The organism is Kitasatospora sp. NPDC001175, from assembly GCF_053598215.1.
In genome coordinates this window covers 25,691-39,124 of the sequence record NZ_JBSFJU010000029.1, presented here as the reverse complement: position 1 = coordinate 39,124, position 13,434 = coordinate 25,691, and the positions used below count along the sequence as shown (strand labels likewise).

Annotated in this window: 13 protein-coding genes; 10 read left to right on the top strand and 3 right to left on the bottom strand. The window is 72.1% G+C overall.

Annotation, left to right across the window (positions count from 1 at the left end):
- The first annotated feature begins 10 nt into the window (after nt 1-10).
- From ACWDAK_RS21590 to ACWDAK_RS21560, 7 genes are all read left to right on the top strand, one after another.
- Nucleotides 11-253, top strand: coding sequence for a phosphopantetheine-binding protein (locus ACWDAK_RS21590; RefSeq protein ID WP_344639761.1), 243 nt, complete (start codon nt 11-13; stop codon nt 251-253).
- Nucleotides 250-1,509: a beta-ketoacyl synthase N-terminal-like domain-containing protein gene (locus tag ACWDAK_RS21585; RefSeq protein WP_427394809.1), complete on the top strand. Its 1,260-nt coding sequence runs from the start codon at nt 250-252 to the stop codon at nt 1,507-1,509. The genes ACWDAK_RS21590 and ACWDAK_RS21585 overlap by 4 nt, the downstream gene beginning before the upstream one ends.
- A 15-nt stretch (nt 1,510-1,524) precedes the next feature.
- Nucleotides 1,525-2,286 carry a thioesterase II family protein gene (locus ACWDAK_RS21580; RefSeq protein ID WP_344639759.1) on the top strand — a complete coding sequence of 254 codons (762 nt, stop codon included), beginning with the start codon at nt 1,525-1,527 and terminating at the stop codon, nt 2,284-2,286.
- Between the two features lie 91 nt (nt 2,287-2,377).
- On the top strand, nt 2,378-2,767 hold the full coding sequence (locus tag ACWDAK_RS21575; RefSeq protein WP_344639758.1) for a nuclear transport factor 2 family protein: 390 nt from the start codon (nt 2,378-2,380) through the stop codon (nt 2,765-2,767).
- Nucleotides 2,768-2,909: 142 nt separating this feature from the next.
- Nucleotides 2,910-3,311, top strand: a complete 402-nt coding sequence (locus ACWDAK_RS21570) for a DUF3224 domain-containing protein (protein ID WP_344639757.1) — start codon at nt 2,910-2,912, stop codon at nt 3,309-3,311.
- A 112-nt stretch (nt 3,312-3,423) separates the two neighbouring features.
- The gene (locus tag ACWDAK_RS21565; RefSeq protein WP_344639756.1) at nt 3,424-4,611 is read left to right on the top strand and encodes a cytochrome P450; all 1,188 of its coding nucleotides are present in this window, start codon (nt 3,424-3,426) and stop codon (nt 4,609-4,611) included.
- A 57-nt stretch (nt 4,612-4,668) separates the two neighbouring features.
- Nucleotides 4,669-5,904, top strand: a complete 1,236-nt coding sequence (locus tag ACWDAK_RS21560) for a cytochrome P450 (protein WP_344639755.1) — start codon at nt 4,669-4,671, stop codon at nt 5,902-5,904.
- A gap of 72 nt (nt 5,905-5,976) precedes the next feature.
- On the opposite strand, the gene ACWDAK_RS21555 is transcribed toward ACWDAK_RS21560, so the two are convergent.
- On the bottom strand, nt 5,977-6,357 hold the full coding sequence (locus ACWDAK_RS21555) for a VOC family protein (RefSeq protein ID WP_344639754.1): 381 nt from the start codon (nt 6,355-6,357) through the stop codon (nt 5,977-5,979).
- 160 nt (nt 6,358-6,517) lie between these two features.
- A complete protein-coding gene (locus tag ACWDAK_RS21550; protein WP_344639753.1) occupies nt 6,518-7,234 on the bottom strand; it encodes a PIG-L deacetylase family protein in 717 nt (238 codons plus the stop codon).
- A 160-nt stretch (nt 7,235-7,394) separates the two neighbouring features.
- Between ACWDAK_RS21550 and ACWDAK_RS21545 the strand changes: the two genes are divergently transcribed.
- The 3 genes from ACWDAK_RS21545 to ACWDAK_RS21535 are packed head-to-tail and all read left to right on the top strand — an operon-like array spanning nt 7,395 to nt 12,402.
- A complete protein-coding gene (locus ACWDAK_RS21545) occupies nt 7,395-8,972 on the top strand; it encodes an ABC transporter substrate-binding protein (protein WP_427394810.1) in 1,578 nt (525 codons plus the stop codon).
- Nucleotides 8,969-9,976 carry an ABC transporter permease gene (locus ACWDAK_RS21540; protein WP_344639751.1) on the top strand — a complete coding sequence of 336 codons (1,008 nt, stop codon included), beginning with the start codon at nt 8,969-8,971 and terminating at the stop codon, nt 9,974-9,976. Before ACWDAK_RS21545 ends, ACWDAK_RS21540 begins: the two co-directional genes overlap by 4 nt.
- Complete coding sequence (locus ACWDAK_RS21535) at nt 9,973-12,402, top strand: ABC transporter ATP-binding protein/permease (protein WP_449806489.1); 2,430 nt, start codon at nt 9,973-9,975, stop codon at nt 12,400-12,402. The genes ACWDAK_RS21540 and ACWDAK_RS21535 overlap by 4 nt, the downstream gene beginning before the upstream one ends.
- 45 nt (nt 12,403-12,447) lie before the next feature.
- On the opposite strand, the gene ACWDAK_RS21530 is transcribed toward ACWDAK_RS21535, so the two are convergent.
- A complete protein-coding gene (locus tag ACWDAK_RS21530; protein ID WP_449806488.1) occupies nt 12,448-13,131 on the bottom strand; it encodes a Crp/Fnr family transcriptional regulator in 684 nt (227 codons plus the stop codon).
- Between the last annotated feature and the right edge of the window lie 303 nt (nt 13,132-13,434).

Below are 13,434 nucleotides of genomic sequence, written 5' to 3'. Positions count from 1 at the left end.
AGGACGAGCGATGGACGAACAGCTGCTCTTCGAGACGGTACGGCGGCACATCGTCGCCGTGGTGCCCGAGATCGACCCGGCCGAGGTCACCCCCGAGGTGTCGATGGCCGATCTCGGCTGCAACAGCATCGACCGGGCCGAGGTGGTCACCCTGGTCCTGGAGGACCTGGGCATCGACGTCCCGGTGCCCGAGTTCCACGGACTCCCGCACATCGGCGCCCTGGTCGAGTTGCTCCGGGCGCACCGCCCGTGAAGCCCGCCGTCATCACCGGCATGGCGGTGCGCACCGCCCTCGCCACTGACCTGGCCGGATTCACCGAGGCGCTGCGGGCCGGGCGCAGCGGCATCACCCGGCTGCCGTCCGCCCAGGCCGGTCAGAGCGCCGTCGCCGCCCGGCTGACGATCCCGGACCTGCCGGCGGAACTCGACGCGCTGCCCGGCCTCGTGCCGGGGCGGCACGCCAGGGCGGTGCGGACGGCGGCCCGGGCACCGATGGGGGTGCGGACGGCGCTGCTCACCGCACTCGCCGCCTGGCAGCAGGCCGGCCTGGAGACCGACGGCCCGCCACCGGAGCGGATCGGCCTGGTGGTGGCCGGCCACAACCTCACCGCCGGCTACGCCGAGAGCCTGTACCCGAGACTGCGGCGCGGCCGCTCCCACGTCCCGGCCCGGGCGGCGCTGCACCTGCTGGACAGCGACCACCTGGGCGTGCTGAGCGAGGTGCTGGGCATCACCGGTGAGGGCTGCACCGTCGGCGGCGCCTCGGCCAGCGGCAACGTCGGCATCATCACCGCGGCACGGCTGCTCGCGCTGGACGCGGTCGACGCCTGCCTGGTGGTCGGCGCCTGCGCCGAACTCTCCGAGCTGGAACGGCAGGCGCTGTTCAACCTGGGTGCGATGGCCGACGGCAGGGCCCGCGAGGATCCGGCCGAGGTCTGCCGGCCCTTCGACGCGGAGCGCACCGGCTTCGTGCTCGGACAGGGCTGCGGCGCACTGGTGCTGGAGAGCACGGAGTCGGTCCGGCGGCGCGGTGCCCGGCCGCTCGCCCGGCTGGCCGGGTACGGGATCGGGCTGGACGGCAACAGCCAGGCCGACCCCGACCGGCACGGTGAGAGCGCGGTGATGACCGCCGCCCTGCGGACGGCCGGTCTCGAACCCGAGCAGGTCGGTTACGTCAACGCGCACGGCACCGCCTCCGAGCTGGGCGACCGCACCGAGGCCGAGGCGCTGCGCGCGGTGTTCGGAGAGCGGCCCGACGGGCCGTGGATCAACGCCACCAAGGCGCTGACCGGCCACACCCTGCACGCCGCCGGAGTGATCGAGGCGGTGGCCACCGTGCTCCAGATGCGGGCGGGCTTCGTCCACCCGAACGTCAACCTGTACCGACCCGTCGACGCCGGACTGCGGTTCGCCGGGCGCTCGGCGCAGCACGCCGCCATCCGGTACGCGCTCTCCAACGGCTTCGGCTTCGGGGGCATCGAGACCAGCATCCTGTTGGCCGGCTGCTAGCGGCGGAGGAGAGGAGTGAGGAGCACCGTGACCGGACCGTGGACGGCGGGCGGGCCAGCGGCCCCCGATGCCGGCACCCGACTGTTCTGCTTCGCGCACGCCGGCGGCGGACCCGCCGGATTCCGCTCCTGGCAGCGGAAGCTGGGACCTGACCTGGACGTCGCGCCGATCCTGCTGCCCGGCCGGGAGAGCCGCTCCCGTGAACGGCCGCTGCGCCGGGTGGCCGACGTGGTCGGCCGGCTCTGTGACGGGCTGCTCCCGATGTTGGACCGGCCCTTCGCGCTGTTCGGGCACAGCCTGGGCGCCGTGCTCGCGTACGAGACGGCCCGGGAACTCGGCGCCCGGGGCTGGGGGGAGCCGCGGCAGCTGTTCGTCTCGGCCCGTCGCGCCCCGCATCTGCCAGCCCGACTGGATCCGCTGCACCGGCTGCCGGAGGAGCAGTTCCTCACCGCCGTCGGGCGGATGGGCGGCACCCCGCCCGAGGTGCTGTCCCACCCCGGGCTGCTACGGGCCTTCGCCCCGGTCCTGCGGGCCGACTTCGAGCTGAACGAGACGTACGTCCCGCTGTCCGGGGGCCTGTTGGGCTGTCCGGTGTCCGCCGTGGTGGGCCGCGCCGACCCGCAGGTGGGCGCGGACGAGATGGCCGGCTGGCGGGACACCACCAGAGGACCGTTCGAGCTGCGGGTGCTGGACGGCGACCACTTCTACCTGAGACAGGACCCGCGTGAGCTGCTCGCGCTGGTCCGCGACCGGTTGGGCGTGCCCGCGCGCTCCTAGGCCCGGCCGGCCGACCACGCCGGGCAGGGCGTAGCACCACCCGGTCAACCGCACATCCCTGTCAGCACCACCGACCCACGAAGGAGTCACCATGTCGGAGCTGGACCTGTCGGCCTGTCACCCGATCTTCGTCCGCCAGATCGAGTGCCTGGAGACGAAGGACATCGCCGCGCTGATCGAGACCTACCACCCGGACGCGGTGGTGGTCCGGTTCCAGGGCATCCTGAACGGCATCAAGGAGATCGGCGAGACCTTCGGCCGGTACATGGACATCGACGCCCGCTACGAGCGGCTGCTGGAGTACACCCACAGCGAGGACACCATCTTCGTGCGTGCCGTGATGAGCGTGCGCGGCGAACGCGAGCTCGGCTTCGGCGCATACGTCCTCAAGGACGGCCTGGTGTGGCGTCACGTCGCGGGAATCGAGGGCGGAATGCGCGACTGGTTCGCGGACAACGGCTCTGCGGGGCATGCTGGTTAGGCGGCGCGCCGGAGCGGAGGACATCTCCCAGCCGCCTAGGCTGGGGGAGAGCGCCGACGCCGGGTACGAGCGCCCGGGGGCGAGCCGAGCCGGCACCCGGCACGGGTGCGCCCGCGACATCCGGTCAAGGAGAGGACTACTCATGAGCACGAACGCCACCGGTACGCGCACGCTCAAGAGTTGGGAGGAGCAGGACTTCACCGAGGCCGACGGCCGCAAGCTGACCAGGTCGGCCGTCGAGTACTCCTACAGCGGCGACATCGAGGGCCAGGGGGTGCAGGAGTACGTGATGTTCTACCGGTCCGAGACGTCGACGAGCTTCGTCGGCCTGGAGCAGATCACGGGTCGGCTCGGCGGCCGCTCCGGGAGCTTCGTGCTCCAGCACACCGGAGAGCTGACCGGCACGACCGCCGAGGTCAGCTGGACGGTGGTTCCCGGTTCCGGCACCGGTGAGCTGGCCGGCCTCACCGGCAGCGGCGGCTTCACCGCCACGCACGAGGAGGCCGGCAACGCGACCTACCGGCTCGACTACGACTTCCGGTAGAGCGTGCCTTCCACCAGCACAAAGTTGAGCAGACGCGTCACCGTACGGCGGTGAGGATGGCTGCCGGGCAACCCGCCCGGCAGCCGCCCGTCGGACGAACAGGACGCGACCCTTGGACACCACGAGCCCGTCGTCGTACCCCATCCCGCGAACCTGCCCGATGGATCCGGCGCCCGACTACCACCGGCTGCGCGAGCAGCCGATCACCAAGGCCACCCTGGACTTCGACGGCAACGAGGTGTGGCTGGTCACCCGGCACGCCGACGCCTGCGCGGTACTGGCGGACCCGAGGTTCAGCTCGGACTTCTCCCGTGAGGGGTTCCCGGCCCGGATGACCGTACGGCCGCCCGGCCCGGGAACCTTCATCCGGATGGACCCGCCGGACCACGGGCGGCTCCGGCGCACCATAGTGGGCGAGTTCCGGCTCAAGCGGTTGGAGCGCCTGAGGCCCGCGATCCAGGGGATCGTGGACGGGCTGATCGACGAGATGCTCGCCGCGGGGACCTCGGCCGACCTGGTCCGGGTCCTCGCCCTGCCGCTGCCCACCCTGGTGATCTGCGAACTCCTCGGAGTCCCCTACCAGGACCGGGAGTTCTTCCAGCGCTGCACCCAGGTGATCGGCGACCAGCAGGCGCCGCCGGCCCGCCGCGAGGTGGTCCGCAACGAACTGCGCGGCTATCTGGACCGCCTGGTGACCAGCAAGCGGCAGGAGCCCGCCGACGACCTGCTCAGCCGGGCCGCGGCCCGGATGGCCGAGGACGGCATCGACCACGACGAACTGGTCGGCATCGCCACCCTGTTGATGATCGCCGGCTTCGAGACCATCGCCAACCAGATCGGCATCGGCACGCTCACCCTGCTCCAGCACCCCGAGCAGCTCGCCGCGCTGCGGGCCGACCCGGACCTGGTGCCGGCCGCGGTGGAGGAGCTGCTGCGCCACCAGACGGTCATCGACTACGGCCTGCGCCGCGCGGCGCTGGAGGACGTCGAGGTCGGCGGACGGACCATCAAGGCCGGTGAGGGCGTGGTCGTGGTGCTCTCCTCGGCGAACCGGGACGAGAGCGTCTTCTCCGACCCCGACCGGCTGGACCTCACCCGGGCGGGCAACGAGCACCTGGCCTTCGGCTTCGGACTCCACCAGTGCCTGGGCCAGCTGCTGGCCCGGCTGCAGCTCCAGGTGCTCTGGTCCACCCTGTTCACCAGGGTGCCCACGCTGCGGTTGGCCGTCCCGCTGACCGAAGTGCCGTTCCGCACCGACATGTTCGTCCACGGCGTGCACGCGCTGCCGGCCACCTGGTGACCGCACCCGGCCGCCACGACCACTACCCGCACTCACCGACCGAAGAAGGGAGCCGGAGTGACCCGGCCTGACTCGGACCTGGGCCCTGCCGACCCGTGCCAGGAGACCCCGCAGCAGTTCCCGTTCCCCATCCTGTCGGCCCTCGACCCGTCGCCGGAGTACGCCCGCCTGCGGGCCGAGCAGCCTGCCGTGCGGGTGACCCTGCCCAGTGGCGACCAGGCCTGGATCGTGACCCGCTACGAGGACGTCCGGACGGTCTTCAGCGACCCGCGGTTCAGCCGGCAGGCCGCCACCCGGCCCGGGGCGCCGCGGTTCATGCCCGGCGTCGAGGGCGATCCGGAGTCGATCGTCAGCAAGGACGCGCCCGACCACACCCGGCTGCGCAAACTGGTCGCCCCGGCCTTCACCGCCCGCCGTATCGCGGGGATGCGCCCGGGTGTCCAGCGCACCGTCGACCGGCTGCTGGACGCCATGGCGGAGGGTGGCGCCGAGGCGGACGTGGTACCGGGCCTGGCCGGGCCGCTGCCCATCACCACCATCTGCGACCTGCTCGGCGTGCCGCAGCGCGACCAGGCGCGCTTCCGGGAGTGGTCCGACCTGATGTTCCGGACCTCCCCGGACGCCCTGGAGGCCGCGGTCGCCGCCCGCAACGCGTTGATCGGCTACCTGGCCGGCATGGTCGAGCAGCGCCGGGCCGACCCCACCGACGACCTGCTCGGCGTGCTGATCGCGGCCCGCGACAACGAGGACCGGCTCACCGAGCGCGAGTTGGTCTCCTTCGCCGGCGGGCTGATCGTGGCCGGCTACGAGACCACCGCCAACCGCCTGGCCAACGCCGTCCTGGTGCTGCTGCGCAACCCGGCGCAGCTGGCACTGCTGCGGGCCGAGCCGGAACGGATCGGCGACGCCGTCGAGGAACTGCTGCGCTACATCCCCGGCGGCGCGGCCGGCGGGCTGATCCGGGTCGCCACCGAGGACGTCAAGATCGGTGGGGAGGTGATCCGGACCGGCGAGGGCGTCATCGCAGTCACCAACTCGGCCAACCGCGACGCCGAGGTCTGGGACGCCCCGGACACCTTCGACATCACCCGCAGGCCGGGCGCCCACACCAGCTTCGGACACGGCATCCACCACTGCGTGGGCGCCCAACTCGCCAGGCTGGAGCTGCAGATCGGCCTCGCCTCGCTGATCCGCCGGTTCCCCGGGCTGCGGCTGGCGGTGCCCGAGGCCGAGCTGGTGTGGAAGAAGAACGTGGTCATCCACAGCCTGGAGGCCCTCCCGGTCGCCTGGTGAGGCACCGCACGACGATGAAGCGGGCCGGGGAGTCCCCCCGGCCCGCTCGGTCGTACCGGACCCGGCGCGGTCTCAGCCGGCCGAGTGCCGGGTGAAGAACCACTCGTGGCCCTCGAGGTCCTCCACCTTGCAGACCCGCATGCCCTGCGGGGTGTCGGTCGGCGGGAACACCGGCTTGGCGCCCGCCGCCTCGGCCCGCGCGAACTGCGCGTCGACGTCCGGCACTTCCACCGACACCATCGCGCTGCGGTACCCGGTGCTCGCCGGCGCACGGTAGTCACCGCCCGGTCCGGCCAGGAACACCGGGTCGCCGGCCGGGGTCAGCATCTCCGCGTGGAACACGGACCCGTCGGGGTTGGCGAAGCGCTCCCGCTCGGTGAACCCGAACGCCTCGGTCAGCCACTCCAGGGCCCGTGCCACGTCCTCGTACTTCGTGTATGGGATAGCAGCCATGGGACGACCCTAGGGACCGCGGGCCGCCGTGCCTGGCCAAGATTGCGCATCCGGCCCGCCGTTGCAAAGCCGTACGCCGCCGCCATGCGCATCCGGCCCGCCGTTGCAAAGCCGTACGCCGCCGCCATGCGCATCCGGCCCGCGATCCCGAGGCCGTCTCTCAGCCGACCACCAGCTCGAAGCCGACCGACAGCCGGCCGCCGAACCGTTCGCCGGTGGCCCGGAACAGGCCGGTCAGCGGGGTGCGCACGTCCACCGGCCGTCCGCCGCCCAGCGCGGCCAGATAGCTGCCGTGGGCCTCCAGCGAGGCCACCGCCTTGTCCACCGAGTCCGTGACGTCGACGGCGTGCGTCGGCGCCGGAGAGCTCGCCATCGCCGCGTACCGCACCCCGGCCCAGGGCTCGCCGGCCTCCGGGAAGATCCAGCGGTTGCCCGCGTCGCCGACCGCGTCCAGCAGCGCCAGCCCGCAGTTGCGGTGGTCCGGGGTGTTCCACTTGCCCGTGTACGTGTTCTCCCGGTGGTTGTAGCCCACCACCAGCTCCGGCCGGTGCCGGCGGATCGCCGCCGCGATGTCCCGGCGCAGCGCCGGGCCGTACTCCACCGTGCCGTCCCGGTGGTCGAGGAACTCCACGCTGTCCACCCCGACCACCTCGGCGCTGCGGCGCTGCTCCTCCTCCCGTACCCGGGCCGCCTCGGCCGGGGCCATCGAGTCGATGCCGGCCTCGCCCCGGGTCAGCAGCAGGTAGGCCACCTGCTTGCCGGCCGCCGTCCAGGCGGCGACCGCGCCGGCCGAGCCGAACTCCATGTCGTCCGGGTGCGCGACCACGCACAGCACCCGCTCGAAGTCGCTTGGCAGCTCTGTCAGTTGATTGTCCATGCGCTCAGGCTGGCAGCTGCGGTCCGGACCGTATGCTCACTGCTGAGCGCCAACGGTGCCCGGGATGCTCAAAGCTGCGCAGATCCCACCAGCTTCAGGTGGATACGTTCCTCGCGCCGTCACGGTCCATGAGTCGCGGCCGGGGAACAGAGGAGGATCCATGACTGAGTCAGGGCGCTCGGTGTCGAGAAGGACACTGCTGCGAGCCGCGGCGGGCATCTCGGCGGGTGCCGCGGGAGCCGCGCTGCTCACCGCCTGCGGATCGGACGCGAAGCCCGTCACGGCGAGCAGTGCGAGTGGCACCCCGAGGAAGGGCGGTCGGATGCGGGCCGCGTTCATCGGCGGCAGCAACGAGACCGGCGACGTGACGAAGGCCGCCAACACGCCGATCGACTACGTCCGTGCCCGGGTCGTCTACGACGAGCTGTGCGTCGTCGGCCCCGACGGCCGCACCCAGATGCAGCTCGCCGAGAGTGTCGAGCCCAACGCCGACGGCACCGCCTGGACCCTCCGGGTACGCGACGGAGTCCACTTCACCGACGGCCGCAGACTCACCGCCGCCGACGTGCTGTTCACCCTGCGCACCTACATGGACGCCAAGGCCAACCAGTCCCCGCTGCTCGCCGACATCGACCTCGCAGGAGCCCAGCGCAAGGACGACCGCACCCTCCTGCTGCCGATGAAGCGTCCGAACGGCTGCCTGGACCTGATCCTCACCCAGGGCATCTTCGTCATCCCGGACGGCACCAAGGACTTCACCGCCGTGCCCGGCAGCGGCCCGTACATCCTGACCCAGCACAAGGTCGGCCAGGGCGCGCTGCTCAAGCGCAACCCCGACTACTGGGGGCCGGAGGGCCCCTACCTGGACGAGCTGGAGCTGGTCTCCATCGCCGACGGCACCGCCCGGCTGAACGCGCTCAAGGCAGGCCAGGTCGACTACGCCGCGAGCATCTCGCTGGTGGCCGGCAAGGCCGAACGGGCCAACGGCAAAATTCAGTTGATCACCCCGCCGAAGTGGGAGTGGCCCAACTTCGGCGCGATGCTCAAGCGCAGCCAGGCACCGTTCACCGACCCGCGGGTGGCCCAGGCGCTCAAGTACGCGGTCGACCGGCAGCAGATGGTCGACCGGGTCACCCTCGGTTTCGGCGAGGTGGCCAACGACCTGTTCGGCAAGCACCTCCCGTTCTACGCCGACGACCTGCCGCAGACCCGGTACGACCCGGACCGGGCGAAGCAGCTGCTGGCCCAGGCGGGCGCCGGCAACCTCTCGCTGACCATCCGCACCAGCGACTACGAGTACGGTCTGACCGAGGGCGCGGTCGTCCTCGCCGAGCAGGCGAAGAAGGCCGGCATCACCATCAACCTGGACAAGGTGCCGGCCGGCGACTTCTTCGCCGACCCCAAGGTCTTCATCGGCGCCAAGTTCCAGTCCGCGAACCGCAAACCGCGGCCGCTGCCGCTGGACGTGTTGTTCTTCTACGGCAGCGACGCGCTGCTGCCGTTCACCGGGCTGGCCGGCCCGAAGGTGGACGACCTGGTGACCAAGGTCCGCTCCGCAGTCACCGACGAGCAGCGGCGCAGCTCGCTCGCCGACATCCAGCAGCTGCTCCACGAGGAGGGCGGGGACCTGGTGTGGGCGAAGGCGCCGGTGCTCGCCGCGGCCTCGCCGCGGGTACAGGGCGTCAAGTCGCTCGGCTACCCGACCTTCCCCAGCTTCAAGGACGCCTACCTCGCATGACGGCCACCCATCCGACGGCCACCGCCACCGCGACCGCGGGTGCCGGCCGGTGGACGCTGTGGCGATTCGTGCTGCGCCGGCTGCTGTCCGGCGCGCTGGTGCTGCTGGCGGTCTCGGCGATCGTCTTCGCGGCCACCGGGGCCGCCGCCGGCGACGCCGCGTCGGTCTCCCTCGGCGGGGAGGCCGACCCGGCCGCCATCGCCGCCCGCCGGGCCGAACTTGGCCTGGACCGGCCCGCGCTGGTCCGCTACGGCGGGTGGCTGCTCGGCGTGCTGCACGGCGACCTCGGGCGCTCCTACGTCTCCGGCACACCGGTCGCCGACCTGCTCTGCGCACGGGCCGGGAACTCGCTGGTGCTCGCCGGGGTCACGGTCGCCCTGCTGGTACCCGTCTCGCTCGGCCTCGGGGTCTGGGCGGGCCTGCGGGCCGGCGGCCTCGCCGACCGGGTCGTCGCACTGGTCACCCTGAGCCTGGTGTCGCTGCCGGAGTTCGTCACCGGGACGGTCCTGGTGCTGCTGCTCGCGGTCGAGCTGGACTGGCTGCCGGCCGTCTCGGTGCTCGGCCCGGGCCAGCAACTGGCCGACCGGCCGCAGATCCTGGTGCTGCCGGTGGTGACCCTGCTGGTGGCCTGCGTCGCCCACAACGCCAGGCTGGTGCGCGCGGGCGTGGTGGCGGTGAGCGCGGGCGACGCGGTGGCCACGGCGCGGCTCAACGGTGTACCCGAGCACCGGGTGGTGCTGCGGTACGTGCTGCCGGCCGCGATCCCGCCGGTGATCCCGCTGCTGGCGCGGTACCTGTCGCTGCTCGTCGGCGGTGCCCTGGTGGCCGAGACGCTGTTCGGCTACCCCGGGCTGGCCTCGATGCTGGTGCAGGCGTCCGCCGGGCGGGACGTGCCCACCGTACAGGCGGCCGCGCTGACCGTCGCCGCGGTGACCGTCCTGGTGAACCTGCTCGGCGATCTGCTGGGTGTACTGGTCGACCCCCTGAGGAGAATGCCGCAGTGAAGGCCACCGACGCCGTGCAGCCCCCGACCCGGTCCGGCCGCCGCAGGCCGGTGGCCGCGGTGGTCCTAGTCCTGCTGGTGCTGCTGACGCTGTGCGGGCCGTGGCTGGCTCCCGAGAACCCGCTGGTGGGCGTCGGAGTGCCGTTCGCTCCGGCCGACGGCGCCCATCTGCTGGGCACCGACCACCTCGGGGCCGATGTGCTCAGCCGGGTGCTGGCCGGCGGCCGGACGCTGGTCCTGCTCTCCGTGGTGATCCTGCTGGCCGCCTACCTGCTGGGCACCGCGGCCGGGATGCTCGCCGCCTTCCGCGGCGGCTGGGCGGCCACCCTGACGATGCGGTTGGCGGACGTGCTGATGGGCCTGCCGCCGCTGGTGCTGATCGCGGTGATCGCGACCGGTACCGGACCCGGCGTGACCGGGGTGGCGATCTCGGTGGTCGCGGTGATGCTGCCGGACATCACCCGGGTCGTCCGGGCCGCCACCGTCCAGATCCTGGCCCACGACTACGTCGAGGTCGCGGTGGCCCGCGGCGAGTCCACCGCCGCCGTGCTCTTCCGCGAGGTGCTGCCGAACCTGGTACTGACGCTGGCCGCCGACGCGTCGGTGCGCTTCGCCGGCGCCGCCTACGCGGTCGCCACCGCAGGCTTCCTGGGACTCGGGGCGCAGCCACCCACGCCCGACTGGGGTCTGATGATCATGGAGAACCAGGGTGGTCTGAGTCTCCAGCCCCTCGCCGTGCTGGCACCCGCGGCGATGCTGCTGGTTCTGCTGCTGGCCGCCGGGCGGCTGGCCGACAGCCTCGGCTTCGCGGAGCGCGCGCGCCGGCGCGGCTTCCGCACCGCGGTGCGGAAGCCGGCACCCGGGCGGGCCGCGCCCACCGGGCCCGGCGCGGCCCCGGACACCGTGGCGGCCGTCCGCGGGCTGCGCCTGCGGGTCGCCGAGTCCGGCCGGGAGACCGTCCGGGGCATCGATCTGACGGTCAGTCAGGGGACGGTGGTGGCCCTGATCGGCGACTCCGGAAGCGGCAAGACCAGCACCGCCCTGGCCCTGCTCGGCCACACCGCCCCCGGCCTGGAGCGCGTCGCCGGTACGGCACACCTCTTCGGGATCGCCCTGGACGGGCTGTCGCGCCGCGAACTGGCCCGCCACCGCGCGCGGACCGTCGGGTACGTCGCCCAGGACCCCAGGACCTCGCTGCCGATGAACCTCCGCGTGGCGGAGCAGATCACCGAGCAGCTGCGCGCGGCCGGCGTGCCCGCGCCCGAACGGCGCCCGCGCGCCGAGGAGGCGCTGCGCCGGGTTGCCCTGCCGTACGATGCGGCCTTCCTCGCCAGGCGCCCGTTCCAGCTATCCGGCGGCCAGCTCCAACGGCTCGCCGTGGCGGTCGCGTTGGCTCGCGACCCGCGCCTGCTGGTGCTGGACGAGCCCACCAGCGCGCTTGATCCGGAGAACACCGCCCGGCTGCTGGTCGAGGTGGTCGAACTCTGCCGCAAGGCCGGGACCGCGGTGCTGCTGATCTCGCACGACCTCGCCGCGGTGGCCCGCAGCGCCGACACGGTGGTGATGGTGCGCGAGGGACGGGTGGTGCGGACGGGTCCCGCGGCCGAGGTGCTGGTAGAGACCGGGCCGACCGGCCGGGGCCCCGCCGAGCCGGGGACCACCAGTGTGGACGAGGAGAAGGTCGGACCAGTGGAGCCGGTGCCCGGTCTGCTGGCGGCGGAGCCGGCCGGTGCCGCCCGCCTGTCGGTGGCCGGGCTCACGGTGGAGCGGCCGGGGGCCGGGCAGGTCCTCGCCGGGGTGGAGCTGACCGTTCCGGCCGGCGGCCGACTCTGCGTCGTCGGCCCCTCCGGCAGCGGCAAGAGCACCCTGCTGCGGTCGATGGCCGGTCTTGTGGAGCCGACCGGGGGCCAAGTCGCCCTGGCCGGCGAGGTGTTGGCGGCCAGCGTGGGGGAGCGGACGGCACTCCAGCGCCGGAGGCTCCAGTTGGTCCCCCAGAACCCGTACGACTCGCTCAACCCGCGGCACACCGTGGCCCGGATCGTGGGGCGCCCGATGCGGCAGTTCGCCCTGGTGCCGCCAGACCGGGTCGCCGAGGAGACACTGGATCTGGTCCGCCGGATCGGTCTGACGGAAAGTCATCTATCCTGTAGGCCAGCGGCGTTGTCGGGAGGTGAGCGTCAACGCGTCGCACTGGCACGGGCGTTGGCGGCCCGGCCGGACGTCCTGCTCTGCGACGAGATCACCAGCGCGCTGGACCGCTCCACCGCACTGGCCGTGCTGGAGGTGCTCGACCGGATCAGCCGGGAGCTCGGCGTCGCGCTGGTGGTGGTGACCCATGACCATCTGGTGGTGGAGCAACTCGGCGGCGAACTCGCGGAGGTGGCCCAGGGCCGCCTGGTGCACACCGTGGTGACCGGGCCGGCGTGACCGGCCCGGACGGCCCGGGGGGTGCCACACGGCGGGGAGAGGAGGTCAGAAGGCGGTACTGAGTCCCATGCGCTCGTCGATGTAGTCGGCCAGGCTCGCCTCGTTGCGGATCGTGATCCAGCCCCGGCTGGACTCCAGCAGGCCGGCCTCCCGGAACCGCTTGAGGAAGAAGCCCACCCGGGACCGGGTCGTCCCGACCATTTCGGCGAGTTCCTCCTGGGTGAGCCGGGCGCCGATGGTGGACCCGCTCTGGTGGATCTGGCCGAAACGATGCGACAGCTGGAGTAATCTTGCAGCCAGCCGCAATTCGCTCTCCATCGTTACCAGATTGACGATTATCCGTTGCTGTTCGGAGAGTCGACTGGTGAGGTGCTCGGCGAATCCCTCGAAGAGGTCCTCCTCCTCGAGAATTGTCAGGAGCCGTCGGCGCGGGATTTTCGTGATTTCGGTGTCGGCCATCGCTATGGCGGTTTCGACACGACACGGATCCGTCATGCAGAGTTCGCCGAAGATATCCCCGGTGATGTAGAGGTCGAGCAGACATCGCTTGCCGCTGGACGTTACCATCACCGTCTTGACCTGCCCAGACTTGATCAGATAAACGCTGCGGTCCCGCTCGGTGCAGTTGTAGATGTGGTCCCCCCGCGAGACGGTGACGGTCGGCAGGATGCGGTCGTCGGATCGAATGCGGTCGACGATGCGGTCGGTGAAATTCAGGACGTCCTGCAATTGGTTCATAAGAAACGCTGGGCGTGCGCACCGAAAGGCGGCGGTGGAGGCCGCGGCCAGTGCGCCCCCTCCTCCCCCCTGTGTCTACGAAGGTATAATGTAAAGATTAGGACATGTGAAACATTTGTCAAGGGTCGAATCGTTGATCGATTGTGGCCGCGAGTGGCTGGTTTTATACCCCCTGGATTTGGTTTTGTCGAGGATTGCCGCGACATCGGCCTTCGGTTCGGAGTGGTCGGAGTCGAAGCGCGTCGGCCGGTGTCGGTGCGGGTGGCTGAGGAACGGGCCGGATGCGGCCTCCGG

Excerpts from the sequence above, each read along its gene's own strand:
- ACWDAK_RS21590 (WP_344639761.1), top strand. The coding sequence starts at position 11 with ATGGACGAACAGCTGCTCTTCGAGACGGTACGGCGGCACATCGTCGCC.
- ACWDAK_RS21575 (WP_344639758.1), top strand. The coding sequence starts at position 2,378 with ATGTCGGAGCTGGACCTGTCGGCCTGTCACCCGATCTTCGTCCGCCAG.
- ACWDAK_RS21570 (WP_344639757.1), top strand. The coding sequence starts at position 2,910 with ATGAGCACGAACGCCACCGGTACGCGCACGCTCAAGAGTTGGGAGGAG.
- ACWDAK_RS21555 (WP_344639754.1), bottom strand. The coding sequence starts at position 6,357 with ATGGCTGCTATCCCATACACGAAGTACGAGGACGTGGCACGGGCCCTG.
- ACWDAK_RS21550 (WP_344639753.1), bottom strand. The coding sequence starts at position 7,234 with ATGGACAATCAACTGACAGAGCTGCCAAGCGACTTCGAGCGGGTGCTG.
- ACWDAK_RS21545 (WP_427394810.1), top strand. The coding sequence starts at position 7,395 with ATGACTGAGTCAGGGCGCTCGGTGTCGAGAAGGACACTGCTGCGAGCC.
- ACWDAK_RS21540 (WP_344639751.1), top strand. The coding sequence starts at position 8,969 with ATGACGGCCACCCATCCGACGGCCACCGCCACCGCGACCGCGGGTGCC.